This window comes from Devosia sp., assembly GCF_017307495.1.
Classification (GTDB): domain Bacteria; phylum Pseudomonadota; class Alphaproteobacteria; order Rhizobiales; family Devosiaceae; genus Devosia_A.
This window is the reverse complement of the sequence record NZ_JAFKHE010000019.1, coordinates 59,754-84,424: the sequence shown is the minus strand read 5'-3', so window position 1 is coordinate 84,424 and position 24,671 is coordinate 59,754. Positions and strand designations below refer to the sequence as shown.

The following is a 24,671-nucleotide window of genomic DNA, read 5'->3' as shown; positions in this document are numbered from 1 at the left end:
CTGCTTTCGATGGCCGGCCGCCATTCGCGCCAAACTTGCATCGGGTCGGAGGAAATGGTCTGACCACGGCCGAGGCTGTTTCGAGGATTCCATGCCGTTTGCCATTTACGCGCTGGCGCTTGCCGCGTTCGCTGTCGGCTCGGCCGAGTTCGTCATTTCCGGGCTGCTGCCGCTGCTGGCCGACGACCTTGCGGTCTCGATTCCCATGGCCGGCCTTCTCGTGACCGCCTATGCGGCAGGCGTCGCAGTGGGCGGCCCGATCCTCACCATCCTCACGTCCCGCTATTCGCAGCGCACGGTGCTGATCGGGGTGATGGCGCTGTTCACGCTGGCGCAAGTTCTCTGTGCGATCGCGCCCGACTACGGCATGTTGCTGGCCGCGCGCCTGCTGTCCTCGGTTGCCCACGGCACCTTCTTCGGCGCCGGCAATGTCATCGTCGTGGGGCTGGTGCCGCCGGAGCGGCGCGGGGCGGCGTTCTCGCTGTTCATTTCCGGCATTACCGTTGCCAACCTGCTCGGCCTGCCGGGCGGCAGCGCCATCGGGCTCAACTTCGGCTGGCGCACGACGTTCCTGATCGTCGCCACCATCGCCGCCGTCGCGGTGGCCGTCCTGGTGGCCCGCGTCCCGAATACCCGCGGCCCCGGCGAGCGCAGCGCTACGCTCGGGGCCCAGGTGCGCGAACTGCGCCACCAGCAGGTCTGGCTCAGCTACCTGACCATCACCTTCGTCATGGTCGGCGCGCTTGCCTTCGGCACCTACCAGGTGCCGATCCTGGAACAGGTCACCCGGATCGCGCCGGAGATCGTCCCCATCTACCTGCTGGTCGGGGGCCTCGGCTCGGTCCTCGGCATCTACCTGGGCGGACGCGGCACCGACTGGAAGCCGATGCCGACGCTCATCGCCGTGCTGCTGCTGCAGGCCTTCTTCTACTTCACCATGCTGTTCGCCATGCACGACAAGGTGTGGATGACGGTCAACCTGCTGATCACGTCGATCCTCGGTTTCGCCTTCTCCACCCCGCTGCAGGCCCGCGTCATCACCGCCGCGCACTCCGCGCCGAACCTTGCCTCGTCGCTGATCTCGACCGCCTTCAATATCGGCATCGCCGTTGGCGCGGCCATCGGTGCGATCCTGATCAGCAGCGGCGTCAGCTATGCCGACATCCCGGCGGTGGGCGTCGTTTCCAGCCTGTGCGCCGCGGGCACCGCCAGCCTTTCCTGGTGGCTCGAGCGGCGACAGCTGGCGACCGGATGAGGCGCGCTAGGCCCCCAGCGCCGTCCTGATCTTGGCCGAGGCCTTGCCGAAGTCGATGCGCCCGGGGAATTCAGCCTTGAGCGCAGCCACCACCTTGCCCATGTCCTTAGCCCCTTCGGCGCCGGTCTTCCGGATCGCGTCGATGATCGCCGCCTCGACCTCGGCCTCGCTCAACCCCTTGGGCAGGAACTCGTTGAGGATCGCTATCTCCTCGCGCTCGACCACGGCTAGATCCTCGCGCCCGGCCTTCTCGTAGATGCCGAGCGATTCCTCGCGCTGCTTCACCATCTTCTGCAGCAGGGCGAGCACATCCTGCTCGTTGAGCGGCTCCTTGCCCTGCCCTCGCGCGTCGATTTCCTTGTCCTTGATGGCGGCGTTGATCGCCCTGAGCGTCGCGGTGCGTCGCTTGTCGCCGGCCTTGAGCGCCGCCTTGTATCCTTCGCTGATCGCTTCACGCATCCGGCTGTCTCCACTACGCTTGGATTGTCTTTGTCTCACCCCATATAGCGCAATAAAGCCGGTGCGCCACTTGCGCTCCGCCGGCCCCCCGACTAAGGAGGGGCCTCAACCGACACCGACCAGAACCTTTGGAGCCCCGCCATGACCGGCTGGCAGCAAAAGCCCGCGACCGCCCTCCTGCTGCTGGACGACGGCACGCGCCTCGAGGGGCACGGCATCGGCGCCATCGGCCACGCGGCCGGCGAAGTGTGCTTCAACACAGCGATGACCGGCTACCAGGAGATCCTCACCGATCCCTCCTATGCCGGCCAGATCATCACCTTCACCTTCCCCCACATCGGCAATGTCGGCACCAACGACGAGGACATCGAGACGGTCAACATGGCCGCGCTCTCGGGGATCCGCGGCTGCGTGCTGCGCGCCGACATCACCAACCCGTCGAACTACCGCGCCGTCGAAAAGCTCGATGCCTGGCTGAAGAAGCGCAATATCATCGGCATCGCCGGCATCGACACCCGGGCGCTTACCGCCCGCATCCGCGAGAAGGGCATGCCCAACGGCGTCATTGCCCATGCGCCCGACGGCTATTTCCACGAGCCCTCGATCCTGGCCGAGCTCAAGGCCTTCCCCGGCCTCGAAGGGCTCGACCTCGCCAAGGAAGTCACCACGGCCCAGACCTACCACTGGGACCAGACCCCATGGACCCGCACCGGCGGCTACGGTCGGCTCGAGAACCCGGAGTTCCACGTCGTCGCCATCGACTACGGCGCCAAGCGCAACATCCTGCGCCAGCTCGCCCACCAGGGCGCCCGCGTCACCGTCGTGCCCGCCACGGCAACCGCCAAGGATGTGCTCTCGCACAACCCCGACGCGATCTTCCTGTCCAACGGCCCCGGCGATCCGGCCGCGACCGGCAAATATGCCGTGCCGACCATCAAGGCGCTGATGGACACCGGCAAGCCGATGTTCGGCATCTGCCTCGGCCACCAGCTGCTTGGCCTCGCCGTCGGCGGCAAGACGCAGAAGATGCACCAGGGCCACCACGGCGCCAACCATCCGGTCAAGGACCTGACCACCGGCAAGGTCGAGATCACCTCGATGAACCACGGCTTCGCGGTGGATACCGAAAGCCTGCCCGGCAACGTCAGGCAGACGCACATCTCGCTGTTCGACGGCTCCAATGCCGGCCTCGAGGTCGAGGGCAAGCCGATCTTCTCGGTGCAGTACCACCCCGAGGCCAGCCCCGGCCCGCACGACAGCCACTACCTGTTCACCCGCTTCCTCAACCTGGTGCGCGCCCAGAAGGGCCTCGAGCAGCAGCCGGAACACGAAAAACCCGCCGCATAGGCAGTTGCCCCTCGCCAGGGCCCGCTATTGATGCAGCGATGGCGAGAGGGCCGCCCGTTCCCGGGCGGCCCTCTCCGTCACGCGGGCGCGCTCTACTCGGCGTCTTCCTGCGTGGCCGCATAGGCGTCAAACTCGGCCTGGTCGAGCAAGCCGTCCTGGCTCGTATCGGCGGCCTTGAACGCCGCTTCGTCCAGATCGGACCAGACAGCCTGGGCCTCCGCAAGGCTCACTCCGCCGCTGCTATCCGCATCCGCCGTGGCGAAAGCAATGTCGGGCGCCTCGGCGAATGCGGCCGAGGACATGCCGATGACGGCAACGGTGATCAGGAGCTTCTTCATGGAGTCCTTCCCTTCCATGTGAGGTTTGGAAACGGCGCCCCGTGGGCGAGGCGCCGGCGGAGGCTTCAACGCCGTCCGCCCCACCAGACTAGGCCGGAATGTGCCCCCAGACCGGCCGCACTACGGCGTGCCGAGGGTCATTTTCCGGTCATTTCGGGAACTGGGGGAAACCGGTCGTGAACGGGAACCGGCCGGACAGCGCCCGCGTCTGGCGCGGTTTGCGCAGCCCGCAAGGACTTACTGGACCCGTCGCCAGTGCGCGGCCAGCGGACCGCCTGCGCCGACAACCGGATCGGTGCCCGGCAGCGGCACTCGGGCGATGTTCTGGTCGGCACGCGGACGCTCGCCGCCCTCGCCCCGCAGCAGATCCCACGTCTGGCCCGGCGGGTAGCAGCCCACCACCAGGAAGTCGCCGCTGGAATCAAGCCGGCGATGCGCCACCCCAGCCGGGATGACGATCACGTCGCCCGGCTCCACGTCGAACGTCTGCCCCTCGGGACCGCCCAGCATCAGGCGCGCCGATCCGGCAACCACCCCCAGCGTCTCGTGCGCGGTCGAATGGTAGTGATGGTAGGTAAAGACCGAGGCGCGCCAGGACGGTGGCCAGCCATTCTCCACGAACAGCGCTTCCATCTGGTCCGGCCCCGACGCGTAGCTCGGCAGCGCCTGCTCGTAGAACAGCAGCGGCAGCCGGCTGTTCGGGAACGTCCCGTCGTCGAAGAACCTCTCGATCCTGAGGCCGTCCACGCGTCCGGACATGATCTAGATACTGTTGTTGAACGTGTCGCACTGCGCCACGTCGCCTGTCTGCAGCCCGCGCTTTAGCCAGGCCATGCGCTGCTGCGACGTGCCGTGCGTGAAGTTGCGCGAACTAACCTGCCCGCGCGTCAGCGTGTCGTCGCCGATCGCGTTGGCGGCATTGATCGCCTCCGCGACATCGCCCTGCTCGAGGTAGTTCTGCTGGTTCTCCCAGTAGCCCCAGACGCCGGCATAGCAGTCGGCCTGCAGCTCGACCCGCACCGAGTAGGCGTTCTGCTGGTCCTGGCTCATCGAGCCGCGCCGCTGGTTGAACTCGGGCAGCACGCCGGTCTGGTCCTGCACCGCATGGCCGATCTCGTGCGCGATCACATAGGCCTGGGCGAAATCGCCGGCCGCGCCGAACTGGTCGCGCAGCTGCTGGTAGAAGCTCAGGTCGATGTAAACCTTCTGGTCGTTCGGGCAGTAGAACGGTCCCGACGCCGACTGGGCCACGCCGCAGGCCGACTGCGTCGCCTCGGTGAACAGCACCACCTTGGGCGGCGTGTAGGTGGAGTTGTGCTTCTGGAACTCGTCGCCCCAGAACGTCTCGGTGTCCTTGACGATCACGCCGACGAAGTTGGCCAGTTCGTCCTGGCCCGCCGAGCTCGGCGGCGGCGACCACTGGCTGCTCTGCGGCGCGACCGTGCCGCCACCGCCGGTCAGGACGTCGATCGGGTTCTGCCCGGTGGCGACCCAGATGATGCCCAGCACGATGATTATGCCGACCAGTCCCAGCCCGCCGCCGGCGCGCCCCATAGGAATGCCGCCGCCCCCGGGCATGCGGAAACCGCCGCCGGAGCCGCCGAAACCGCCCATGCCGCCGCCCTGGCTGCGGCGGTCTTCGATATTGGAACTGCGCTCACGCCCCTGCCATTTCATGGGGATTGGTCTCCGACTGACGCTCAATTCTATCAATAAGCGCTGGAGCGGCAAACGGGTTCCCTGCCGGCCGGCCCAACAGCGTTGTTGACCGCCTGGTCAAAAGCCACTCTGATGCCGCCACCCGTCATTGCATCGTCACGCAGGCGGGAGAGGAGATGTCGCATCGCATCGGCGAGCGGCAGACGGCAGTTGCGGCCGTCCCCCAGACGATCATTCAGCTCAGGGAGACTTCCAACATGAATTACCACAATGGCATTTCCCGCCGTGCCTTCCTTGCCGGCTCAGCGACGCTGGGCGCGGCGGTGGTCCTGCACCCGTTCGCCGTCCAGGCAGCGGCCGGCCAGGCCCACCTGCGCATCATGGAGACCACCGACCTGCACGTCGCAGTCTTCCCCTACGACTACTATGCCGACGCCCCCAACGACACGCTCGGCCTCGCCCGCACCGCCGCGATCATCGATTCCATCCGCGCCGAGGCCGGCAACTCGATTCTCGTCGACAACGGCGACGTCATCCAGGGCAACCCGATGGGCGACTACATCGCCTACGAGAAGGGCCTGACCAACGAGCCGCACCCGATCATCGCGGCCATGAACACCCTCGGCTACGAAGCCGGCACGCTCGGCAACCACGAGTTCAACTACGGCCTCGAGTTCCTCGATGCCGCCATCGCCGCCGCCAACTTCCCGATCGTCTCGGCCAACCTGGTGAAGGGCGAACTCGCCGCCGATCCGCTCGGCGACACCACCTACATCGCGCCCTACAAGATCATCGAGAAGCAGATCACGGACGGCGCTGGCACCACGCATACGGTCAAGCTCGGCTTCATCGGCTTCCTGCCTCCGCAGATCATGACCTGGGACTCGACGCACCTCAGCGGCAAGGTCAACACCCGCGACATCGTCGAGACCGCCAGGGCCTGGGTGCCGAAGATCCGCGAAGAAGGCGCCGACCTGGTCATCGCCCTCTCCCATTCCGGCATCGCCGCCGATATCGGCATCGGCGAGAACGCCTCGCTGCAGCTCGCCGCGGTCGAGGGCATCGACGTCGTCTTCACCGGCCACCAGCACCTGGTGTTCCCGAACTCCAAGGACTTCGAGGGCGTCGAGGGCGCCGATCTCGAGAAGGGCACGCTCGCCGGCAAGCCTGCCGTGATGGCCGGCTTCTGGGGCTCGCACATGGGCCTCATCGACCTGCTGCTCGAAAAGTCCGACGACGGCAAGTGGTCGATCGTCTCCCACACCTCCGAGGCCCGGCCGATCTACGAGCGCGTCGACGGCAAGGTGAAGCCGAAGGTGGAGAGCGTCGCCACCGTCCTTGCCGCTGCGCAGGACGACCACGACGAGACCCTCGCCTATGTCCGCCGCCCCGTCGGCGAGACCGCTGCGCCGCTCCACTCCTATTTCGCGCTGGTTGCCGACGATCCGTCGGTGCAGATCGTGAACATCGCCCAGAAGTGGTACCTCGAGCAGATGCAGAAGGGCACCGACTGGGACGGCCTGCCGATCCTGTCCGCCGCTGCCCCGTTCAAGGCCGGCGGCCGCGGCGGCCCGGACTATTACACCGACGTGCCGGTGGGTCCGGTCGCGATCAAGAACGTCGCCGACCTCTACCTCTACCCCAACACCATCCAGGCCGTGGTGATTACCGGCCAGGACGTGCAGAACTGGCTCGACCGCTCCGCCGGCATCTTCAACCAGGTCGCCGCCGGCGCCACCGACGCGCCGCTGATCAACCCCGACTTCCCGTCGTATAACTACGACGTGATCGACGGCGTCACCTACAAGATCGACATCACCAGGCCGTCAAAATACGGCCCCAAGGGCGAGGACCTCGGCAACGCCGAAAGCCGTATCGTCGACCTGATGTTCGACGGCAAGCCGATCGACCCGGCCCAGAAGTTCGTCGTCGCCACCAACAATTACCGCGCCGGTGGCGGCGGCAGCTTCCCCGGCATCGGGCCGGACAAGATCGTCTTCAAGGGTCCCGACACCAACCGCGACATCATCGTGCGCTACATCGTCGACCAGAAGACCATCCAGCCCAAGGCCGACAGCAACTGGTCGCTCGCCCCGCTCGGCGGCACCGTGCTGTTCGAAACCGGCCCCAAGGCAGCCGACCACCTCGCCGACGTGACCGCGGTGAAGATCGAGGCGACCGGCCACACCAACGAATACGGCTTCGGCCAGTACCGCATCACCCTCTAGGTGAGTCCCCGGGAGCGGCAGCCTGGCTGCCGCTCTTGACTTAGGCCCTTGGCGGGCTTTGGCTTCCCCTGTTCTACAGTTCGAAATTGAGCAGGGATTCGATGGGCGCCACCCCTCAAATGGAAGTCCTCCTCAAGGAGGCGGATATTGTTCTCAACGGGTCCCGTCCGTGGGACCCGCAGATCCATTCCAACGAATTCTGGACCCGCCTCTACGGCCAGGGCACCCTGGGCCTCGGCGAGGCCTACATGGACGGCATCTGGGATGTCGAAGACATGGCCGAGTTCTTCAACAAGGTCCTGTCCTCCAAGGTGCCGGAGGGAATCCGCGCCACGCCGAACCTGATCTGGCAGGTCGTCCAGGCCCGTGTGCTGAACATGCAGAATATCGCGCGTTCCAGGCGTGTTGCCGACATGCACTACAGTGAAACGGAAGCCTACAAGGCCTCGCTCGACGCCCGCATGACCGGCTCGTGCGGCTACTGGCCCGACGGCGTCACCAATATCGACCAGGCACAGGAGGCCAAGCTCGACCTGGTCTGCCGCAAGATCGGCGTAAAGCCGGGCCAGCTGGTCTGGGACATCGGCTGCGGCTGGGGCGCCTTCATGGGCTTTGCCGCCGAGAAATACGGCGCCCGCTGCGTCGGCGTCACGGTGTCGCCCGACCAGGCTGCCTACGGCCGAGAGCGCTACAAGCACCTGCCCATCGAGTTCCGCGTGCAGGACTACCGGCAGTTCGGCGGCAAGACCGACCACGTCGTCTCGATGGGCATGTTCGAGCACGTCGGCCACAAGAACTACCGCGCCTATTTCGAGAAGGCCCGCTCCGTCATCAAGGACGACGGCCTGTTCATGATGCACACCATCGGCTCGCAATGGTCCACCGAGACCATCGAGGCGTGGCTGGAGAAGTACATCTTCCCCGGCGGCGTCATCCCCTCCATCGCCCAGGTCGGCAGGGCCATCGACGGCCTGTTCACCGTCATCGACCTGCACAATATCGGCCCGCACTACGACAGGACGCTCTGCGCCTGGTACGAGAATTTCGAGCGCAACTGGAAGAAGGACCGCACGCCCGAGGAAGAGCGCTTCTACCGCCTGTGGAAATACTACCTGCTGTGCTGCGCCGGCGGCTTCCGCGCCAAGGTGCTGCAGGTCTGGCAGTTCGTGCTCTCGACCCGCGGCGTGCCGGACGGCTACGTCACGCAGCGTTGAGCATGGGCGATAGCATCGGCGGATGAACGCCCGGCTCTCCCTCCTGCTCGTGGCCGCCCTGCTTGTCGGGCTGGCGGTGTACCTCTGGCTCCAGCCCGAGGCGCCGAAGCAGCCAACGCCGGCACCGGTCGAGACCAGCGCCCGGGGCACGGCATCAAAGGCTTCCGACCAGTTCCTCATCCTGGCCGCCAGCTGGGAGCCGGCCTTCTGCGAGACGGTTCGCAACAAGCCCGAATGCGCCAGCATGGGAAAGTCACGCTTCGACGCGAGCCACTTCTCGCTCCACGGCCTGTGGCCACGCGACGAATACTGCAGCGTGCCCACGACTATCGAGCAGCTCGATCGCGACGGCCGCTGGCAACAGCTCCCGCCCGTCGACCTGCCGGCCGACCTGCGCAAGACCCTCGACCAAGTCATGCCCGGCACCCGTTCGCAGCTCGAGCGCCACGAGTGGACCAGGCACGGCACCTGTTACGGCGCTGATGAGGCGGCCTACTACTCCGCTGCCACGGCCCTGCTCGCCCAGCTCAACGCCTCGCGGGTCCGCGACCTCTTCGCCGGCAGCATCGGCAAGCAGCTGACCCAGGCCGAGATCCGCTCCGCCTTCGACGACTCCTTCGGCGCCGGCGCCGGCCAGCGGGTCCGCGTCGCCTGCGAGGACGACGGCAGCCGCCGCATCATCGTCGAGGTCACCGTCGGCCTGTGGGGCACCGTCACGGACAGCACCCGCATGTCCGACCTCATCCGCGCTGCCCGCCCCACCGATGGAGGCTGCTCCGGCGGCATCGTCGATCCTGTTGGATCGCAATAGCGAATTGTTTACCGGCCGCGTTCAGCCGGCCTCAATCGCTGCCGGCTAGGCTCCGCACAGATCCGCGGGGCCGCACATGTCCAACTCCCAGTTCGCACTCGATATTTCCGGGCTCCGGAAGAGCTTCGACCGGCCGGTCGTCATTGACCTCGAGCTGAAGGTGAAGGCGGGCGAGTTCTACGCCCTGCTCGGCCCCAACGGCGCCGGCAAGACCACCATTCTCCGCATGGTCGCGGGCCTGCTCAGGCAGGACGCCGGCTCGATCTCTGTGCTCGGCATCGACACGGCCAGGGACCCGATCGCCGCCCGACAGATCGTTGCCTGGGTCTCCGACGAGCCGATGGTCTACGATCGCCTCACCCCGCTCGAGTATCTCGAGTTCGTCGCCGGCCTCTGGCGCATCGACGCGCGCGAGGCCGAGCGCCATTCGAATGAGCTGATCGACTGGCTCGGCCTCCGCCCCCACGCCAATGAGCGCTGCGGCGGCTTTTCCAAGGGCATGCTGCAGAAGGTCGCCCTCGCTGGCGCCCTCGTCCACGATCCGCGCCTCATCATCCTCGACGAGCCGCTGACCGGCCTCGATGCCGGCTCGGCCCGCCAGGTCAAGGACGTGCTGAAGCAGAAGGTCGCGTCCGGTGTCACCGTCATCATGACGACCCACATCCTTGAGGTCGCCGAGCGCATGGCCGAGCGGATCGGCGTCATCAACCACGGCCGCCTCGTCGCCGAAGGCACGCTCGCCGAACTGCGCACCCGCATCGGCCGCGAGACCACGCTCGAGGAGATCTTCCTCGATCTGGTCGCACAGAAGGAGGCCGACCTCGCCACCGAGGCCGCCGCCTGATGAGCCTCGCCCCCGCCACCCTATCCTGGTTCGCCGCGCACGAATTCCGCCTTGCCTGGCGCGACTGGCTGGCCGTGATGACCGCCGGCAAGCGGGTGCGCGGCATCGTCCTGTTCGGCGTGCTGGCCCTGTTCTACATCGGCCTGCACCTGTTCGCGAACGCGCTGATGGCGCCGTGGATGGCCGCGGGCATCGGCCCCGACAAGGCGACGCTCGTCACCGTCACCGGCACCGGCTTCCTGTTCTGGACCGTGATGCTGAGCCAGGCGCTCGAGTCGATCACCCGCGCCTACTACGCGCGCTCCGACCTCGACCTTATCCTGAGCTCGCCCGCCTCCTCGGCCCGCGTCTTCGCCGTCCGCACCAGCGCCACCGCCTTTGCCACCGTGCTGCTCGCCTGCCTGCTGGCCAGCCCGATCATCAACACCCTCGCCGCCCACGACGGGCCGAAATGGCTCGCCGCCTACGGCGTGCTCGCCGGCTTCGGAGCGCTCGCCGCGGCAATTTCCGTGCTGGTCACCATCGGCCTGTTCCGCACCATCGGTCCCGCCCGTACGCGCCTCGCGGCGCAGATCATCGCCGGCATCGTCGGCGCCGGTTTCGTCATCGGCATCCAGGCCGTCGCCATTCTCAGCTTCGGCAACATGAACCGCTACGCCGTGCTGCAGTCGCCCGAGTTCATCACGGCGGCGCCCGAGGTGGGCAACCTGATCTGGCTGCCGGCCCGCGCCGCCATGGGCAACGTCGCCGATATGCTGCTCGTCGTCGCCCTCGGCTTCGGCACGCTCGCCCTGGTGATCCGCCTGACATCGGCCAGCTTCGCCCAGAATGCTATCGCCGCCGCCGGCGTCTCGGCCACCCGCGTCCAGCAGACCGCCTCCACCCGCCCGTTCCGCCAGGCCAGCCAGCGCCACGCCCTGCGCGTCAAGGAATGGAAGCTGCTGCGCCGCGATCCCTGGCTGCTCAGCCAGACGCTGATGCAGATCCTCTACCTGTTCCCGCCGGCGCTGTTCCTGTGGGTCTCCTACGGACAGAACGCCGGCACCTATGTCGTGGTCATCCCGGTGATCGTCATGGCGGCCGGCCAGCTCGCCGGCGGCCTCAGCTGGCTCGCCATCTCGGGCGAGGACGCGCACGATCTCGTCGTCACCGCGCCGATCTCGCCCCGGGCCGTGCTGATCGCCAAGATCGAGGCCGTGACCATGTCGGTTGCGGCGATCTTCGCGCCGGTCCTCGTCTGCCTCGCCATCGCCTCGCTCGAACTCGCCTGGATCACCGCTGCATTCGTCGCCGTCTCGGCCGGCTCGGCCACCGCCATCCAGCTCTGGTTCCGCGTGCCGATGCGCCGCGCCATGTTCCGCCGCCGCCAGGTCGCCTCGCGCGTCGCCACCATCTCCGAGGCCCTGAGTTCGATCATGTGGGCCGGTGCCGCGGTGCTCGTCGCCGGCAACCAGTGGATAGCGGCCCTGCCCGCCATCCTGGCGATCGTCGTCCTCGCCGTCGCCTACGCCCTGAGCCCCAAGGGCAAGCGCGTCTAGGCTAGGCCTCCCCGGCAGTTCTCCCCTCCCTCCCCCTTGAGGGATCGAGGGGGTGGTCCGGCGATCACCGATGGAGCCCCTAGTGCTCGCTGCCCGCCGGGGCCAGCCATGCCGCCACCAGCGCCAGCACGACCACCAGCGCCCCCACGGGTGCCAGCCAGGTCAGCCCCCAGCGTTCGAGCACCACGCCCCCGAGCAGCGCCGAGAGGGCGCCGCCGATATTCATCGCCGTCAGGTTGAGAGCCGCCGACAGCTGCACCGATTTTGCCGATAGCGACGCCAGCCGATGCAGCTGCGGCGGCATCACCCCCCACGCCGTCGCACCATAGATCAGCATGAAGCCGAAGAAGGCCGGTCCGGCGATCCAGTGCGGCAGTTGCACCAGCAACGGCAATCCGGCGAGCAGGGCAATCACGATCCCGATCATCAGCAGCGTCGTCCGCTTGCCGCCGTATCGGTCCGCCATCCGGCCGCCGAAGTGGTTGCCCAGCATCGCCCCGCACCCGAACGCCAGCATCACCAGCGGCATCATCGACCTGTCGAGCCCGACGAGGTCCGTCGTCACCGGGGCCAGGAAGTTGAAAAACGTGAACGTGCCCATGACCAGCAGGCCCGACGAGAGCAGCGTCATCGGCACGCCCGGCACCTTCAGCACGCTGAGCCGCTCGCGCAGCGTCCGGCTGTCGCCGTAGATATTGCCGGGGAGCCGCAGCCACATCGTTACCGCCGCAAGGATTGCGATGGCCCCGAGCCCGACATAGGCCACCCGCCAGCCCAGCGTATTCGCCACCAGCGCCGCCAGCGGCGCCCCCAGCGCCACGGCGATCGAGCCGCCCATCACCACCGTCGAGATCGCGCTCCCGCGCTTGCCCGGCGCCGCGAGCTTGACAGCCGTCGATTGCGCGGTCGAGGTGAACATCCCGGCGCCGGTCGCGAGGAAGGTGCGCGCCCCCAGCAGCAGCAGGTAGCCCGGCAGCAGGCCAAACAGCAGCGCCATGGTTCCGAACAGGAACTCGGCCCCCGCCACCACGGTGCGTCGGTCCACATGCCCGAACAGCGTGGCAAGGATCGGCGTGCCGATGCCATAGGCCAGCGAGTAGACGAAGATCAGCCAACCGGCCTCGGCGACGGAGACCCCGACTTCGGCGGCGACATCGGGCATGACGACGACAATGAGCGAGCTCTCGACGCTGCCGGCGAATGCCCCAAGCGCCAGCCACAGCAGTCTCGCGTCCATCGAAGGCCCCTCTCCCCGCGCCAATAGGCAGAGAGTCCGATTGTTCGGTCAAGCGGCCGCGCCTAGACCTTTCAGCCAAGCCGGACCGGCATCGTCGGCGCCGCCGGGCGGCAGCGGACACCGAGGTTCCTCGAATCGATCGTTTCCGCTAGTCGGCTCGATATCTGGGTTTCGGGGACGATCTGCAGTGAGCCGCCTCTCCTACCGCGATGCACGCGCCGCCGATCTCGGCTTCATCGTCCGCCTCATCGTCGACGACAGTGTCGCTGCCACCCCTGACGAACCCGACCGGCCCGACCATCCGCGCTACCTCGCCGCGCTGGCGGCCATCGATGCCGATCCCACCAGAGGCTGGTGGTCGCCGAACTCGCCGGCCGTCCGGTAGGTACACTGCAGTTGACCTTCATCCCCGGCATCAACCGGCTCGGCGAGTGGCGCTGCCTGGTCGAGGCGGTCCACGTCGCTCCCGACCACCGCAACCTTGGTCTGGGCAGCGAGATGATCCGGTGGGCCGTCGCCGAGGCGCGCGCCCGCGGCTGCGGCCTGGTCCAGCTCACCTCGAACAAGAAACGGCTGGACGCCCACCGCTTCTACGAGCGGCTGGGGTTCCAGAAGAGCCACGAAGGTTTCAAACTGGCGTTGTAGTCAGCCGGCTGCCCGCAGCACCACTGCCACCGTGTCCGGCCGCCGCCCGGGATCGGGCAGGTCATGCGGACCGAAGCCTTCGGCGCTGTTGACGTTGAGCGCCACGCCGGTGGCGCGGAAGCCGAGCACTTCCTCGAGCCCGCCATTCTCCCCGTTCACCAGCAGCGGCGCTGATGGGTCGAACGTTTCCAGCATGGCGATCACGTCGCCCACCGTGAGTCCGACCAGTCGCGGCCTCCCAAGGGGGGAAGATTTGTCGAGGAGTTTGAGCACGGTCGAGTTTCCGGAACCAAAGCTAGCGCGTCCGATAATCTGCCGCTTTGCCACTGCGCGCACCCCGCAATTGTGGGGTTGCTACGCGTCCGGCGCATTGCTGCTATGAATATTGCAGCCGCGCCACGAGGTGGCCGAGTTCGGACTGCTTCTTGATCTCGAGCTTGTCGTAGACCGTCTTCAGCGTCGAGCGCGCCGTGTGCTCGGAAATGCCCAGTTCGCCGGCCGCTGCCTTCGGAGGCATGCCGGTCCCGACCAGCGCCGCCAGCCGTGCTTCGGCGGCCGTCAATCCGAACAGCTGGAGCAGTTGCGCCGCATCGCGCCGCTCCGGCCCGTGCATGTCGGCCAGCAGCACAAGCGCCGAATCCCTGGCATGTGCACCATGCTCGAGCGGCAGCACATAGGCGAGCACGTAGCCGCCGCCGGGAAGCTGCATCAGCACGGGGTCGGAGAGGCGGGGTCCCGTTCGCCCGACGCTCATGCGCAGCGCGCGCGCCAGTGCCTGTCGCTCGGCCGGCACGTTGGACAGCAGCCGTTCCCCCACGCCCGAGCCATCGAGCTTGAGCAGCGCCAGCGCCCTGGTGTTGGCTTCGAGCAGCGTTCCGTCTTCACGCACGATCGCGGCTGCGCGACCGGTGTCGTCGATGAGGCTCAGAAACACGCTCGCGGCATTCTTCGACGCCCCCGGACCCACGACCCGGGGTTCGCTCCAGATCGAGTTGACGCGCGGCGCGTGCAGTCCGAACACATATTCCAGCGGTCGCAAGGCCTGCATGTAGTCGGGCGCATCGTCGGTAATCTCGAGCGACATCACCTCGGCGTCGTCGAGGTCGGCCAGCGTCGAGTCCGCATACTTGATAAGCCCCGCCCGCGTGTGCCCCAGGAAGGTATCGACGCCGGTCAGGTCGCGGCGCACCTGGCGGGAGGGCCGGATGGTGGCCCGCAGCCAGTCGACGCCATCCACGCTGGCAACGCCATGCAGCAGGTCGGCCTCCGGCCACGTCAGCGCCGTGCCCTCGACCACGCTGTCCGAATAGAGGTCGCGCATCACCTCGCATCCCGGCATGTCCACGATGTCGCCCATCACGAACATGCCCTCGCCTATGTCGGAGCCCGGCACACCCTGCGCCGACACGCCCACTACGCCGCGCCGATAGGGAGCGATCCCGCTGCCGCTGGGCGCGGTATAGATCCCGAGAATGCCGATACTGGTGGGGGAGGGCACAAGTCCGTCGGGCAGGAACGGGGTCACCGCGTCGGCATCGATGCGGAACCCTGTCCAGATGACATCGATAGCAGTCTTCTGGAACGGCGGCTGTGGCGGCGCCTGCTGTCGCGTCGATAGCGGTCGGTTGGTAGCGCGGAACGCACCGCGAACCTTATCGCCAAGCATCGGCTACTCCAGCCGAACAGAGAATACTCATTGCGCCGCATTCGCAGGCTACAGCAAAATCGCTGTGCCGCGCCATGTAATCGATATCAGGAAGGATAGGAAGCGAGCAGGGAAGGATCAACCGATGTGATGTATTGGTCGATCAGTTCTCGATCGCCCCCAGCCGCACCAGAACCTCGCCCGGTATGCCGTAGTGGCGGATCGCATCCCTCTGGTCGCGCAGCCCGCACGACTCGCGCTGCACGAAGAATTTCCACACCTCGCGCGCCGCAGCCTTTAGCAGCACGACGCGCTCCTCCGGCGGTCCCGGTGCCGCGTCGAACGCCCTGAGCGCGGCCATCGCTTTCTCCACCTGCCGCCCGTGATGCCCGAGCGAGGCCGCCTTCTCTCCCGCCACCTCGTGCTCGATCGGGCCAAAGCCGCTGACAAGGCGCTGGCGCAGTTCGGCAATATCGAAGGCGGTCACGGGCATGTCGCCAAAACTAGGCAACCTGCCTGCGTCCGGCAAGCCTGCCCTTCCCCATGGCAGGCCCGCAGGCTAGAAGCGCGCCATGTCTGCTCCGCTGTCCCGCTCCGCCGCTACGCTCACCGGCTTTTCCGCCGTGCTGCTCTGGTCGCTGCTTGCCTTCCTCACGGCCGCCAGCGGGACCATGCCGGCCTTCCAGCTGACGGCGATCACCTTCGCCATCGGCGGCCTCTCGCTGCTGGTCATCCGCCCCGGTGCGATCAAGGCCATGCGCCAGCCGCTGCCGGTCTGGCTGCTCGGGGTGGGCGGCCTGTTCGGCTACCACTTCGCTTATTTCTTCGCCCTCAGGACCGCGCCGCCCGTCGAGGCCGGACTGATCAACTATCTTTGGCCGGTGCTGATCGTCGTCTTCTCCGCCCTGCTGCCCGGCGAGCGGCTCAAGTGGCAGCACCTCGCCGGCTGCGCCCTCGCGCTGGTCGGGGCCGGCCTTGTCGTCAGTCGCGGACAGGGCTTCGGCTTCGATCCGCAGTACGCCCTCGGTTACGGCGCGGCGCTCTGCGCCGCCCTCGCCTGGTCGACCTACTCGGTCCTGTCGCGCCGGTATGCCCATGTCCCGAGCGACGCCATCGCCGGCTTCTGTCTCGCCACGGCTGGCCTGGCCGCCGCCTGCCACCTGCTGTTTGAGGCCACCGTCTGGCCCGCGACACCCTGGCAATGGGCCGCCGTGCTCGGCCTCGGGCTCGGCCCGGTCGGGCTCGCCTTCTATGTCTGGGATGTCGGGGTCAAGCGCGGCGATATCCAGGTGCTGGGCGCCGCATCCTACTCGGCGCCGCTGCTGTCGACGCTGATCCTGATCCTCACCGGCTATGCGCAGTTCACTCCCGTGGTTCTCGTCGCCTGCCTGCTGATCACCATCGGCGCGCTGCTGGCCGCCAAGGACCTGCTGTTCCGCCGCCGCCTCGCCTGACCCGTTCGCCGTTAGTGCGAACTCTCCGCGCGTGCTACACTCTTCGCATGTCGAAAGCCGCACCGCACACGATGGCGGACAGTGCCACCAAGCCGCGCACGCGGACCAGGCTCGCCCGGCCGCCGCTGCACAAGGTGATCCTCGTCAACGACGACTTCACGCCGCGTGACTTCGTCGTGCGCGTGCTCAAGGCGGAATTCCGCATCACCGAGGACCAGGCTTACCGCATCATGATCACGGCCCACACCAAGGGCAGTTGCGTGGTCGCCGTGTTCATCCGCGAGATCGCCGAGACCAAGGCGAAGCGCGCCACCGAGATGGCCCGCAACGAGGGCTTCCCGCTGCTCTTCACCACCGAGCCGGAAGAATAGCTCAGGTCAAGAGCGAGATGCCGAGGCCAAGCATGACCAGCACGATGATGATGCCGATCACCATGATCGCGAACACGATCTTGGCGATGGTCGCCGCGCCGGCAGCAATGCCGGTGAAGCCGAGCGCGCCGGCAACCAGCGCGATGACGATGAGCAGGATGAGGAGCTGAAGCATCTGGGGCCCCGGGTTTGGCTTGCCTATCAACGGCCATGGCCGGCGCCCGTTCCCCGGATGACGGAAAGGGCCCGGCACGATGCCGGGTCCTTCGCTCAGTGGAGGTCAGTTGGCCCAGGTGGTGTAGCCGAGCTTCAGCGTCGTGCCGGCAAAGCCGTTGACGCGGAACTGCGAGATACGGCCCTGGTCGGTCTTGGCGCAGACATAGGTGCCCGGGGGAATGTCCTCGAGCGGCACGCGGTCAGTGGAGAAATCTTCGTCCACGCACCCTGCGTAGCCCCGGTTCGTGCCGTCGCCGACCGCAATCCGCGCGCCGTTCTGCGGCGTGATGTACTTCTCGACATCGGTCTCGGCCTCGTACCAGATATCCGTGCCTGCCCCGCCGACGGCGCCGTTGTCGAGGTTGGCCGTGTAGGTCTGCATCAGGTCGATCGGCCCGGTCGAGAAGGTCACCGGAACCTCGGGGGGCGCCGGCGGCGGCGGCAGCGGCGGCACACCGACATAGACGGTCAGCGACGAAGTCTTGTTGTTGATCTGCGGCACCAGCGGCGCCGTGTCGGAGTTCACGTTGCGGCAATAGCCGGTGAGGTTGGCTCCATCGCACAGCCGCGCCCGCGCGCCTCCGAACAGCTCCACCGACGAAATCTTGTCGTTGAACGTGGCGTTGAGCGCGTTGCGGATGCCGACCCCGACGCACAGCTTCTGGCCATCGAAATTGCTGCCGGTGTAGAAGCATGCGCCCGGCTCGTCCGCGGGCTCGGGTTCCGGCGCGGGCCCCGGACCCGGCGGCACCACCGGCCCATCCCCGCAATTGATGCCGAGGCTCGGGCCGTCCGGGCCGATGTTGAAGCCGAAGCTGCAGTCCGGGTTGCTGCCCGATCCCTCCTCGACGTCCCCTGCCGGCTCCTCGGCGACCGGGACGAGATAGTTCGCGCTCACCCAGCCGTCCGGGCCTGAATGCTCGACGAAGCAGAAGTTCGACGGCGCGCACTCCTTGATCGTCACGACCTCGCCGGCCGTCAGCTGGTCGACCACGCTGAAGCTCTTGCCCGGCCCGGTGCGCACGTTGACCGCCGATTTCGCTGCGGCCTCGACGGCAAGCGCCGCCCCTGTACACGCCAGGAGCGCAGCGATCGCTGCGGCCGGCGCCAGTATCCGTTTGATGGACATTCCCTCACCCTCTCCTCTGCGGAGGGTACACCCCGCCGCATACAACACCAGATCAAGCACCTCGCGGCTGAACCGGCGCTGAATACTGTATCGCGCGCCCCGTCGCGCAACACATCGTGCACAGAACTCCCGCAACCCCCTCATCCGGGCTATCGTTATGGGCATATGTCCCGATTCCGGAGATATCCATGCCGCACCTGAACCTGATCCAGAGGCTCGCCGTCGCTCTTGCAGTGCTTGCCCTCCCGGTCGCACCGGCCCTCGCCGGACCGGCCGAAAACGCGCTCCTCGCAGGGTATGCCGGCGAATGGACCGGAACCGGGCAGGTCACCGGCCCGGACGCGGGCACCGTGGTCTGCCGCATCAGCTTCAAGCCCACCGCCGCCGGCAAGCTGACCTACAACGGGCGCTGCAGCTACAGTGGACAGGGCACCGCGAGCTTCCGCGGCACCATGTTCTACAACGACGCTGCCAGGCGCTACGAGGCCTCGTCTTCCGCCCAGGGCGTCTCCACCTCGACCATCGGCAAGAAACAGGGCGGAAGCATCGTCTTCGCCGCCAGCGGCATGGATACCCGCTATGGCTCTGCCTCGTCGGTGATGACGCTCGCCGGCAACGCCATCAGGCTGAGCTTCAAGCTGGTGGACAAGGAGGGCGCCACCACCGCCTCCAGCATCAGCTTCTCGAGGTCCTGAGGCGGAACCTTAGCGGTTGCCGGGCGTTTTCCTTCGCTCAGGGGAGGCGCGCATGAGCGACTTCAAGGTTGGGTACTTCGTCGGCAGCCTCGCCAAGGCGTCGATCAACCGCAAGCTGGCCAAGGCGATGGTGAAGCTGGCGCCATCGGAGTTGAAGCTCAAGGAGATCGAGTTCTCCGAGCTCCCGCTCTACAGCTACGACTACGACGCCGACTTCCCGCCTCCCGCCCGCACCATGAAGGCGGCGCTGGCGGCTTCCGACGCCGTGCTGTTCGTGACCCCCGAGTACAACCGCTCCATTCCCGGCGGCCTGAAGAACGCCATCGACTGGGCCAGTCGCCCGTGGGGCCAGAATTCGTTCCACCGCAAGCCCTCGGGCATCGTCGGCGCCTCGCCCGGCATGATCGGTACCGCCGTGGCGCAGCAGAGCCTCAGAAGCGTGATGGCGTTCTGCAACTCGCCGCTGATGAACTCGATCGAGGTCTACATCCACTTCACCCCCGGCCTGATCGACGACGACGGCAACGTCAGCAACAAGGGTACGGCCGATTTCCTCCACAACTACATGGTGGAGTTCCACGGCTTCATCGAGCGCGTCTACACCGCCATTCCGCGCGTGACCTGATCAGGCGCCGGCCCGCGCATAGCGCAGCTTGGCCTTCTCCCGCGCCCGCGCGATCAGCACTTCGCGGTCGCGCTTGGGCGCATCCGTTTCGAGCTCCTTGAGCAGTCGCCTGACTACCTTTTCGACATCGTCCACTGCCGCGTAGAAGGCCGTTTCGTTCGCCTTGGAGGGATGCGTGTAGCCCGAGATCTTGCGCACGAACTGCAGCGCCGCGTCATGCATCTCGTTCCCGCTCGCCGGTGGCTCGAAGTTGAACAGCGGCTTGATGTTCCGACACATGGCTAACTCCTTCGCTCTCCGCCAACCGTCGCACCGAAGCAGGGGCCCGGCAAGGCGGCCGACCCGGCGCGCTCGGTCCCCGCGCCGCGACCAACTTCTAATCACAACCCACCGCTGGGGGTTCCCTTCGCCATCCGCTTCGGTTACAGGACGCGCCTAGCCCATAGAATCCGACGCCATCGACCCGCCGCAACGGGTCTTTCTGCGCGCCCCCAAGCCGAGGCCCGAAAAGTTGCCCACTTTTCGGTCACGCCGAGAGCCAAGAGAAGACGAACGAGCCCCAGATGCCAAAACGCACCGATATCAAGTCGATCCTCATCATCGGTGCGGGGCCGATCATCATTGGTCAGGCCTGCGAGTTCGACTACTCCGGCACCCAGGCCTGCAAGGCGCTCAAGGACGAGGGCTACCGGATCATCCTCGTCAACTCCAATCCGGCGACGATCATGACCGATCCCGATCTCGCCGACGCGACCTACGTCGAGCCGATCACCCCCGAGATCGTCGCCAAGATCATCGAGAAGGAGCGCCCGGACGCGCTGCTCCCGACCATGGGTGGCCAGACCGCGCTTAACTGCGCGCTCAGCCTCAAGAAGATGGGTGTCCTCGACAAGTTCAACGTCGAGATGATCGGCGCCGACTCGGAAGCCATCGACAAGGCCGAGGACCGCGAGCTCTTCCGCGACGCCATGAAGAAGATCGGCCTCGAGACCCCGCGCTCGATGCTGGCCCACAACACCATCGAGGCGCTGCAGGCCCTCGAGGTCATCGGGCTGCCCTGCATCATCCGCCCCAGCTTCACCCTCGGCGGCACCGGCGGCGGCATCGCCTACAACAAGGAAGAATACCTCACCATCGTCGAGAGCGGCATTGATGCCTCCCCGACCGACGAGGTGCTGATCGAAGAATCCGTGCTCGGCTGGAAAGAGTACGAGATGGAGGTCGTCCGCGACCGCAACGACAACTGCATCATCGTCTGCTCGATCGAGAACCTCGATCCGATGGGCGTCCACACCGGCGACTCGATCACCGTCGCGCCAGCGCTGACGCTGACGGACAAGGAATACCAGATCATGCGCGATGCCTCGATCGCGGTGCTCCGCGAGATCGGCGTCGAGACCGGTGGCTCGAACGTGCAGTTCGCCATCAACCCGGCCGACGGCCGCATGATCGTCATCGAGATGAACCCGCGCGTCTCGCGCTCCTCGGCGCTCGCCTCCAAGGCCACCGGCTTCCCGATCGCCAAGGTCGCCGCCCGCCTCGCCGTCGGCTACACCCTCGACGAGCTCGAAAACGACATCACCGGCGGCGCCACCCCGGCCTCGTTCGAGCCGACCATCGACTACGTCGTCACCAAGATCCCGCGCTTCGCCTTCGAGAAGTTCCCCGGCGCCGACAACCGCCTCACCACCTCGATGAAGTCGGTGGGCGAGGCCATGGCCATCGGCCGCACCTTCCAGGAATCGCTGCAGAAGGCGTTGCGCTCGCTCGAGACCGGCCTTACCGGCCTCAATGAGATCGGCATCCCCGACTATGCGACCGGCGCACCCGAGGATGACAACGAGAACGCCGTCTTCGCCGCCATCTCCACGCCGACGCCGCAGCGCCTGCTGCACGTCGCCGAAGCCATGCGGCTCGGCTACTCGCTGGACGACATCCACGACGCGAGCAAGATCGATCCGTGGTTCCTCGAGCAGATCAAGGGCATCGTCGACACCGAGGCCAAGGTCCGCGAGTTCGGCCTGCCGCAGGACGCCAGGACCCTGCGCAGCCTGAAGGCCATGGGCTTTTCCGACCGCCGCCTCGCCGACCTCTCCGGCAAGCAGGCCAAGGACGTCCGCGCCCTGCGCAAGCAGCTCGGCGTCCGCCCGGTCTATAAGCGCATCGACACCAGCGCCGCCGAGTTCGCCTCGCCCACCGCCTACATGTACTCGACCTACGAGGCCCCCTTCATCGGCACGCCCGAGGATGAGGCGCGCCCGTCCGACCGCAAGAAGGTCGTGATCCTCGGCGGCGGCCCGAACCGTATCGGCCAGGGCATCGAGTTCGACTACTGCTGCTGCCATGCCGCGTTCGCGCTCGCCGACGCGGGCTACGAGACCATCATGGTCAACTGCAACCCCGAGACCGTCTCGACCGACTACGACACCTCCGACCGCCTCTATTTCGAGCCGCTCACCGAGGAAGACGTCATCGAGATCCTCGAGACCGAAAAGCAGAACGGCACGCTCCACGGCGTCATCGTCCAGTTCGGCGGCCAGACCCCGCTGAACCTCGCCGAAGCCGTCGAGAAGGCGGGCGTGCCGATCCTCGGCACCCAGCCGAGCTCGATCGACCTCGCCGAAGACCGCGACCTGTTCAGTAAGCTCATCAGCCGCCTCGAGCTGACCCAGCCCAAGAACGGCATCGCCTACTCGCTCGAGCAGGCCCGCCTCGTCGCAGAGCGCCTGGGCTATCCGCTGGTGATCCGCCCGTCCTACGTGCTGGGCGGCCGCGCCATGGCCATCGTCCACTCGCCCAACGAGTTCGAGCGCTACGTGCAGGATACGCTGACCGGCCTCGTCCCGCCCGACATCCTCATCCGCTACCCCAACGACAAGACCGGGCAGATCAACTCGGTCCTCTCCGACAACCCGCTGCTGTTCGACGGTTACCTGAGCCGCGCCATCGAGATCGACGTCGACTGCCTCAGTGACGGCAAGGACGTCTTCGTCTGCGGCATCATGGAGCACATCGAGGAAGCCGGCATCCACTCCGGCGACTCGGCCTGCTCGCTCCCCCCGATCCACCTGTCGGACGACGTCATCGCCGAACTGAAGCGCCAGACCGCCGAAATCGCCCTTGCCCTAAAGGTCGGCGGCCTGATGAACGTGCAGTACGCGCTCAAGGATGGCACCATCTACATCCTCGAGGTGAACCCGCGCGCTTCCCGCACGGTCCCCTTCGTCGCCAAGGTCATCGGTGAGCCCATCGCCAAGATCGCCTCGCGCATCATGGCCGGCGAGAGCCTTCAGAGCTTCAACCTCGTCGAGAAGAAACTCGACCATGTGGCCGTGAAGGAAGCCGTTTTCCCGTTCAATCGCTTCCCGGGCGTCGACACCGTGCTCGGCCCTGAAATGAAGTCGACCGGCGAAGTCATCGGCCTCGACACCAGCTATCCGATCGCCTTCGCCAAGTCGCAGCTCGGCGCCGGCTCCAAGGTTCCGCGCGAGGGCACCGTGTTTGTCTCCGTCCGCGACGACGACAAGCCGCTGATCCTCGGTTTCTGCCGCCACCTCGAGCATGCCGGGTTCAAGATCGTCGCCACCTCCGGCACCCATAGGTACCTGGTCGAAAACGGCATCGCCGCCACCAAGGTCAACAAGGTGCTCGAAGGCCGCCCGCATATCGTCGACAGCATGAAGAACGGCGGGGTGCAGCTGGTGATCAACACCACCGACGGCGCCAAGTCGATTTCCGACAGCCGCGACATCCGCCGCACCGCGCTGATGGGCAAGATCCCCTACTACACCACCATCCCCGGCGCCGTCGCCGCAGTGGAGGGCATCATCGCCTACCGCGAGGGCAACCTGCAGGTCCGCCCGCTGCAGAGCTATTTCGCGGCCTGACCAGCCGGGCGGCCCGCTGGCCGCCCGCGCCCTCGACTGCGGCGGACAAGGGGCCCATAGTCCGGCCATCGTGCGGGACTTGCCCCTTGAAGACCTCCTTCCTGACCGCCGTCGCCATGATCGCCTTCGCGGCCAATTCCGTGCTCGCCCGGCTGGCCTTCGCGACCGCCGGGGCCGAGCCGCTAAGCTATACCGGCATCCGCCTCGCCTCGGGCGCGGTCGTCCTTGTTGCCCTCCTCGGGCTGAGGCAGCGCGGCGTGCCGCAAAGCCTGGCCGGCAGCTGGGCTGCCGCTGCCGCCCTCTTCGGCTATGCCTTCGCCTTTTCCATTGCCTACGTCCTGCTCGGCGCGGGAACCGGCGCGCTCATCCTGTTCGCCAGCGTCCAGATCGGTATTGTCGGCTGGGCCATCCTCAAGGGCGACCGCCCCGGCGCGCTCGAATGGCTGGGCCTCGTCGTTGCGCTGGCAGCCTTCGCCTGGCTCGTTTCGCCCGGCCTGGTCGCGCCGCACCCGGTGGGAGCAGGCCTGATGGTCGGGGCTGGTCTGTGCTGGGCGGCCTACACACTGCTCGGCCGCGGTTCGAGCTCTCCTCTCGCCGATACGGCCGGCAACTTCGCCCGCACCCTGCCTGCCGCCCTCATCCTCTTGCTCGTTAGCCTGTTCGGCGCCCCGCTCGACCCGATCGCCGCGGGCTACGCGGTGGCGTCCGGCGCCCTCGCTTCCGGCCTCGGCTATGCCGTCTGGTACCTCGTGCTGCCCGGGCTTCCGCGTACCACCGCCGCGGTCGTTCAGCTGACCGTCCCGGCGCTGGCCGCCGTCGGCGGCGTCGTCCTGATCGGCGAACAGCCGACGCTGCGCCTCGTCGTTGCCTCGCTCGGCATCATCGGCGGCGTTGCCATGGCCCTGATCGGCGCCGATCGCCGCCGCCGCACCGGAGCGGGTTGACGCCGCGGCGCGATCGATTACCCTGCCGCAGTCATGATGATGATCCGCCATTTCGCATCGGTGTTCCTGCTCGCCTGAGCGAGCCAGCACAGCACACCACCCGGCGCCCCGCGCGCCCGAGCCCGCCAGC

Annotated in this window: 26 protein-coding genes; 15 read left to right on the top strand and 11 right to left on the bottom strand. The window is 67.1% G+C overall.

Translation table 11 applies throughout. The features are described from left to right. Positions 1–91 precede the first annotated feature (91 nt). Complete coding sequence (locus J0I99_RS12130; RefSeq protein WP_291394320.1) at positions 92–1,255, top strand: MFS transporter; 1,164 nt, start codon at positions 92–94, stop codon at positions 1,253–1,255. 6 nt (positions 1,256–1,261) lie between these two features. On the opposite strand, the gene J0I99_RS12125 is transcribed toward J0I99_RS12130, so the two are convergent. Further along, a complete protein-coding gene (locus J0I99_RS12125) occupies positions 1,262–1,714 on the bottom strand; it encodes a GatB/YqeY domain-containing protein (RefSeq protein WP_291397870.1) in 453 nt (150 codons plus the stop codon). A 141-nt stretch (positions 1,715–1,855) separates the two neighbouring features. On the opposite strand from J0I99_RS12125, the gene carA reads away from it, so the two are divergent. Continuing rightward, entirely contained in the window at positions 1,856–3,061 is a 1,206-nt protein-coding gene (carA, locus tag J0I99_RS12120; protein WP_291397868.1) for a glutamine-hydrolyzing carbamoyl-phosphate synthase small subunit, read from the top strand. Positions 3,062–3,153: 92 nt separating this feature from the next. Here the strand turns inward: carA and J0I99_RS12115 are convergent, their stop codons facing one another. The 3 genes from J0I99_RS12115 to J0I99_RS12105 form a co-directional block, all read right to left on the bottom strand. Continuing rightward, positions 3,154–3,399 carry a hypothetical protein gene (locus tag J0I99_RS12115; RefSeq protein ID WP_291394317.1) on the bottom strand — a complete coding sequence of 82 codons (246 nt, stop codon included), beginning with the start codon at positions 3,397–3,399 and terminating at the stop codon, positions 3,154–3,156. Between the two features lie 237 nt (positions 3,400–3,636). Beyond that, positions 3,637–4,158: a cupin domain-containing protein gene (locus tag J0I99_RS12110; RefSeq protein WP_291394316.1), complete on the bottom strand. Its 522-nt coding sequence runs from the start codon at positions 4,156–4,158 to the stop codon at positions 3,637–3,639. A 3-nt stretch (positions 4,159–4,161) separates the two neighbouring features. Continuing rightward, positions 4,162–5,076, bottom strand: coding sequence for a neutral zinc metallopeptidase (locus J0I99_RS12105; protein WP_291397866.1), 915 nt, complete (start codon positions 5,074–5,076; stop codon positions 4,162–4,164). A gap of 239 nt (positions 5,077–5,315) precedes the next feature. Between J0I99_RS12105 and J0I99_RS12100 the strand changes: the two genes are divergently transcribed. The 5 genes from J0I99_RS12100 to J0I99_RS12080 all read left to right on the top strand — a co-directional run bounded on the left by J0I99_RS12100 (position 5,316) and on the right by J0I99_RS12080 (position 11,693). Beyond that, positions 5,316–7,286, top strand: a complete 1,971-nt coding sequence (locus J0I99_RS12100; protein WP_291398004.1) for a bifunctional 2',3'-cyclic-nucleotide 2'-phosphodiesterase/3'-nucleotidase — start codon at positions 5,316–5,318, stop codon at positions 7,284–7,286. A 119-nt stretch (positions 7,287–7,405) separates the two neighbouring features. Then, positions 7,406–8,500: a cyclopropane fatty acyl phospholipid synthase gene (cfa, locus tag J0I99_RS12095; RefSeq protein WP_291397864.1), complete on the top strand. Its 1,095-nt coding sequence runs from the start codon at positions 7,406–7,408 to the stop codon at positions 8,498–8,500. Between the two features lie 22 nt (positions 8,501–8,522). After that, positions 8,523–9,311 carry a ribonuclease gene (locus J0I99_RS12090; protein WP_291397862.1) on the top strand — a complete coding sequence of 263 codons (789 nt, stop codon included), beginning with the start codon at positions 8,523–8,525 and terminating at the stop codon, positions 9,309–9,311. A 76-nt stretch (positions 9,312–9,387) separates the two neighbouring features. Beyond that, positions 9,388–10,155 carry an ABC transporter ATP-binding protein gene (locus tag J0I99_RS12085; RefSeq protein WP_291397861.1) on the top strand — a complete coding sequence of 256 codons (768 nt, stop codon included), beginning with the start codon at positions 9,388–9,390 and terminating at the stop codon, positions 10,153–10,155. Beyond that, positions 10,155–11,693 (top strand): permease, encoded by a 1,539-nt coding sequence (locus J0I99_RS12080; protein ID WP_291397859.1) that lies wholly within the window; start codon positions 10,155–10,157, stop codon positions 11,691–11,693. Before J0I99_RS12085 ends, J0I99_RS12080 begins: the two co-directional genes overlap by 1 nt. A 79-nt stretch (positions 11,694–11,772) precedes the next feature. On the opposite strand, the gene J0I99_RS12075 is transcribed toward J0I99_RS12080, so the two are convergent. Further along, positions 11,773–12,930 (bottom strand): MFS transporter, encoded by a 1,158-nt coding sequence (locus J0I99_RS12075; RefSeq protein ID WP_291397858.1) that lies wholly within the window; start codon positions 12,928–12,930, stop codon positions 11,773–11,775. 187 nt (positions 12,931–13,117) lie between these two features. Between J0I99_RS12075 and J0I99_RS20310 the strand changes: the two genes are divergently transcribed. Both J0I99_RS20310 and J0I99_RS20305 read left to right on the top strand, forming a co-directional pair. After that, entirely contained in the window at positions 13,118–13,315 is a 198-nt protein-coding gene (locus J0I99_RS20310) for a hypothetical protein (RefSeq protein WP_367115405.1), read from the top strand. Beyond that, positions 13,285–13,575, top strand: a complete 291-nt coding sequence (locus tag J0I99_RS20305; RefSeq protein ID WP_367115404.1) for a GNAT family N-acetyltransferase — start codon at positions 13,285–13,287, stop codon at positions 13,573–13,575. Before J0I99_RS20310 ends, J0I99_RS20305 begins: the two co-directional genes overlap by 31 nt. Here J0I99_RS20305 and J0I99_RS12065 read toward each other — a convergent pair whose 3' ends face one another. The 3 genes from J0I99_RS12065 to J0I99_RS12055 form a co-directional block, all read right to left on the bottom strand. After that, complete coding sequence (locus tag J0I99_RS12065) at positions 13,576–13,848, bottom strand: hypothetical protein (protein WP_291393686.1); 273 nt, start codon at positions 13,846–13,848, stop codon at positions 13,576–13,578. Between the two features lie 103 nt (positions 13,849–13,951). Next, positions 13,952–15,241 carry a helix-turn-helix transcriptional regulator gene (locus J0I99_RS12060; RefSeq protein ID WP_291397857.1) on the bottom strand — a complete coding sequence of 430 codons (1,290 nt, stop codon included), beginning with the start codon at positions 15,239–15,241 and terminating at the stop codon, positions 13,952–13,954. A gap of 142 nt (positions 15,242–15,383) precedes the next feature. Next, positions 15,384–15,707 (bottom strand): DUF6665 family protein, encoded by a 324-nt coding sequence (locus tag J0I99_RS12055; RefSeq protein WP_291393684.1) that lies wholly within the window; start codon positions 15,705–15,707, stop codon positions 15,384–15,386. Between the two features lie 85 nt (positions 15,708–15,792). Here J0I99_RS12055 and J0I99_RS12050 point away from each other — a divergent pair, with 85 nt between their 5' ends. Both J0I99_RS12050 and clpS read left to right on the top strand, forming a co-directional pair. Next, complete coding sequence (locus tag J0I99_RS12050) at positions 15,793–16,674, top strand: EamA family transporter (protein ID WP_291397854.1); 882 nt, start codon at positions 15,793–15,795, stop codon at positions 16,672–16,674. 71 nt (positions 16,675–16,745) lie between these two features. Further along, entirely contained in the window at positions 16,746–17,045 is a 300-nt protein-coding gene (clpS, locus tag J0I99_RS12045) for an ATP-dependent Clp protease adapter ClpS (protein WP_291393689.1), read from the top strand. Position 17,046: 1 nt separating this feature from the next. Here the strand turns inward: clpS and J0I99_RS12040 are convergent, their stop codons facing one another. Together J0I99_RS12040 and J0I99_RS12035 are read right to left on the bottom strand one after the other, a co-directional pair. Then, positions 17,047–17,220 (bottom strand): DUF1328 family protein, encoded by a 174-nt coding sequence (locus J0I99_RS12040; protein ID WP_291393682.1) that lies wholly within the window; start codon positions 17,218–17,220, stop codon positions 17,047–17,049. A 105-nt stretch (positions 17,221–17,325) separates the two neighbouring features. Then, positions 17,326–18,390, bottom strand: a complete 1,065-nt coding sequence (locus tag J0I99_RS12035) for an SH3 domain-containing protein (protein ID WP_291397852.1) — start codon at positions 18,388–18,390, stop codon at positions 17,326–17,328. Between the two features lie 188 nt (positions 18,391–18,578). Between J0I99_RS12035 and J0I99_RS12030 the strand changes: the two genes are divergently transcribed. Together J0I99_RS12030 and J0I99_RS12025 are read left to right on the top strand one after the other, a co-directional pair. Beyond that, positions 18,579–19,085: a hypothetical protein gene (locus tag J0I99_RS12030; protein ID WP_291393679.1), complete on the top strand. Its 507-nt coding sequence runs from the start codon at positions 18,579–18,581 to the stop codon at positions 19,083–19,085. Positions 19,086–19,137: 52 nt separating this feature from the next. Further along, on the top strand, positions 19,138–19,710 hold the full coding sequence (locus J0I99_RS12025) for an NADPH-dependent FMN reductase (RefSeq protein ID WP_291393677.1): 573 nt from the start codon (positions 19,138–19,140) through the stop codon (positions 19,708–19,710). On the opposite strand, the gene J0I99_RS12020 is transcribed toward J0I99_RS12025, so the two are convergent. Further along, positions 19,711–19,989 carry a DUF2277 domain-containing protein gene (locus J0I99_RS12020; RefSeq protein ID WP_291393675.1) on the bottom strand — a complete coding sequence of 93 codons (279 nt, stop codon included), beginning with the start codon at positions 19,987–19,989 and terminating at the stop codon, positions 19,711–19,713. A gap of 284 nt (positions 19,990–20,273) precedes the next feature. Between J0I99_RS12020 and carB the strand changes: the two genes are divergently transcribed. Together carB and J0I99_RS12010 are read left to right on the top strand one after the other, a co-directional pair. Continuing rightward, positions 20,274–23,597: a carbamoyl-phosphate synthase large subunit gene (carB, locus tag J0I99_RS12015; RefSeq protein ID WP_291397850.1), complete on the top strand. Its 3,324-nt coding sequence runs from the start codon at positions 20,274–20,276 to the stop codon at positions 23,595–23,597. 86 nt (positions 23,598–23,683) lie between these two features. Beyond that, entirely contained in the window at positions 23,684–24,541 is an 858-nt protein-coding gene (locus J0I99_RS12010; protein WP_291397848.1) for a DMT family transporter, read from the top strand. Positions 24,542–24,671: the final 130 nt, after the last annotated feature.

Bases quoted from the DNA above. Each gene is read 5' to 3' on its own strand.
- J0I99_RS12130 (WP_291394320.1), top strand. From the start codon at position 92: ATGCCGTTTGCCATTTACGCGCTGGCGCTTGCCGCGTTCGCTGTCGGC.
- J0I99_RS12125 (WP_291397870.1), bottom strand. From the start codon at position 1,714: ATGCGTGAAGCGATCAGCGAAGGATACAAGGCGGCGCTCAAGGCCGGC.
- carA (WP_291397868.1), top strand. From the start codon at position 1,856: ATGACCGGCTGGCAGCAAAAGCCCGCGACCGCCCTCCTGCTGCTGGAC.
- J0I99_RS12115 (WP_291394317.1), bottom strand. From the start codon at position 3,399: ATGAAGAAGCTCCTGATCACCGTTGCCGTCATCGGCATGTCCTCGGCC.
- J0I99_RS12110 (WP_291394316.1), bottom strand. From the start codon at position 4,158: ATGTCCGGACGCGTGGACGGCCTCAGGATCGAGAGGTTCTTCGACGAC.
- J0I99_RS12105 (WP_291397866.1), bottom strand. From the start codon at position 5,076: ATGAAATGGCAGGGGCGTGAGCGCAGTTCCAATATCGAAGACCGCCGC.
- J0I99_RS12100 (WP_291398004.1), top strand. From the start codon at position 5,316: ATGAATTACCACAATGGCATTTCCCGCCGTGCCTTCCTTGCCGGCTCA.
- cfa (WP_291397864.1), top strand. From the start codon at position 7,406: ATGGAAGTCCTCCTCAAGGAGGCGGATATTGTTCTCAACGGGTCCCGT.
- J0I99_RS12090 (WP_291397862.1), top strand. From the start codon at position 8,523: ATGAACGCCCGGCTCTCCCTCCTGCTCGTGGCCGCCCTGCTTGTCGGG.
- J0I99_RS12085 (WP_291397861.1), top strand. From the start codon at position 9,388: ATGTCCAACTCCCAGTTCGCACTCGATATTTCCGGGCTCCGGAAGAGC.
- J0I99_RS12080 (WP_291397859.1), top strand. From the start codon at position 10,155: ATGAGCCTCGCCCCCGCCACCCTATCCTGGTTCGCCGCGCACGAATTC.
- J0I99_RS12075 (WP_291397858.1), bottom strand. From the start codon at position 12,930: ATGGACGCGAGACTGCTGTGGCTGGCGCTTGGGGCATTCGCCGGCAGC.
- J0I99_RS12060 (WP_291397857.1), bottom strand. From the start codon at position 15,241: ATGCTTGGCGATAAGGTTCGCGGTGCGTTCCGCGCTACCAACCGACCG.
- J0I99_RS12050 (WP_291397854.1), top strand. From the start codon at position 15,793: ATGTCTGCTCCGCTGTCCCGCTCCGCCGCTACGCTCACCGGCTTTTCC.
- clpS (WP_291393689.1), top strand. From the start codon at position 16,746: ATGGCGGACAGTGCCACCAAGCCGCGCACGCGGACCAGGCTCGCCCGG.
- J0I99_RS12040 (WP_291393682.1), bottom strand. From the start codon at position 17,220: ATGCTTCAGCTCCTCATCCTGCTCATCGTCATCGCGCTGGTTGCCGGC.
- J0I99_RS12035 (WP_291397852.1), bottom strand. From the start codon at position 18,390: ATGTCCATCAAACGGATACTGGCGCCGGCCGCAGCGATCGCTGCGCTC.
- J0I99_RS12030 (WP_291393679.1), top strand. From the start codon at position 18,579: ATGCCGCACCTGAACCTGATCCAGAGGCTCGCCGTCGCTCTTGCAGTG.
- J0I99_RS12025 (WP_291393677.1), top strand. From the start codon at position 19,138: ATGAGCGACTTCAAGGTTGGGTACTTCGTCGGCAGCCTCGCCAAGGCG.
- J0I99_RS12020 (WP_291393675.1), bottom strand. From the start codon at position 19,989: ATGTGTCGGAACATCAAGCCGCTGTTCAACTTCGAGCCACCGGCGAGC.
- carB (WP_291397850.1), top strand. From the start codon at position 20,274: ATGCCAAAACGCACCGATATCAAGTCGATCCTCATCATCGGTGCGGGG.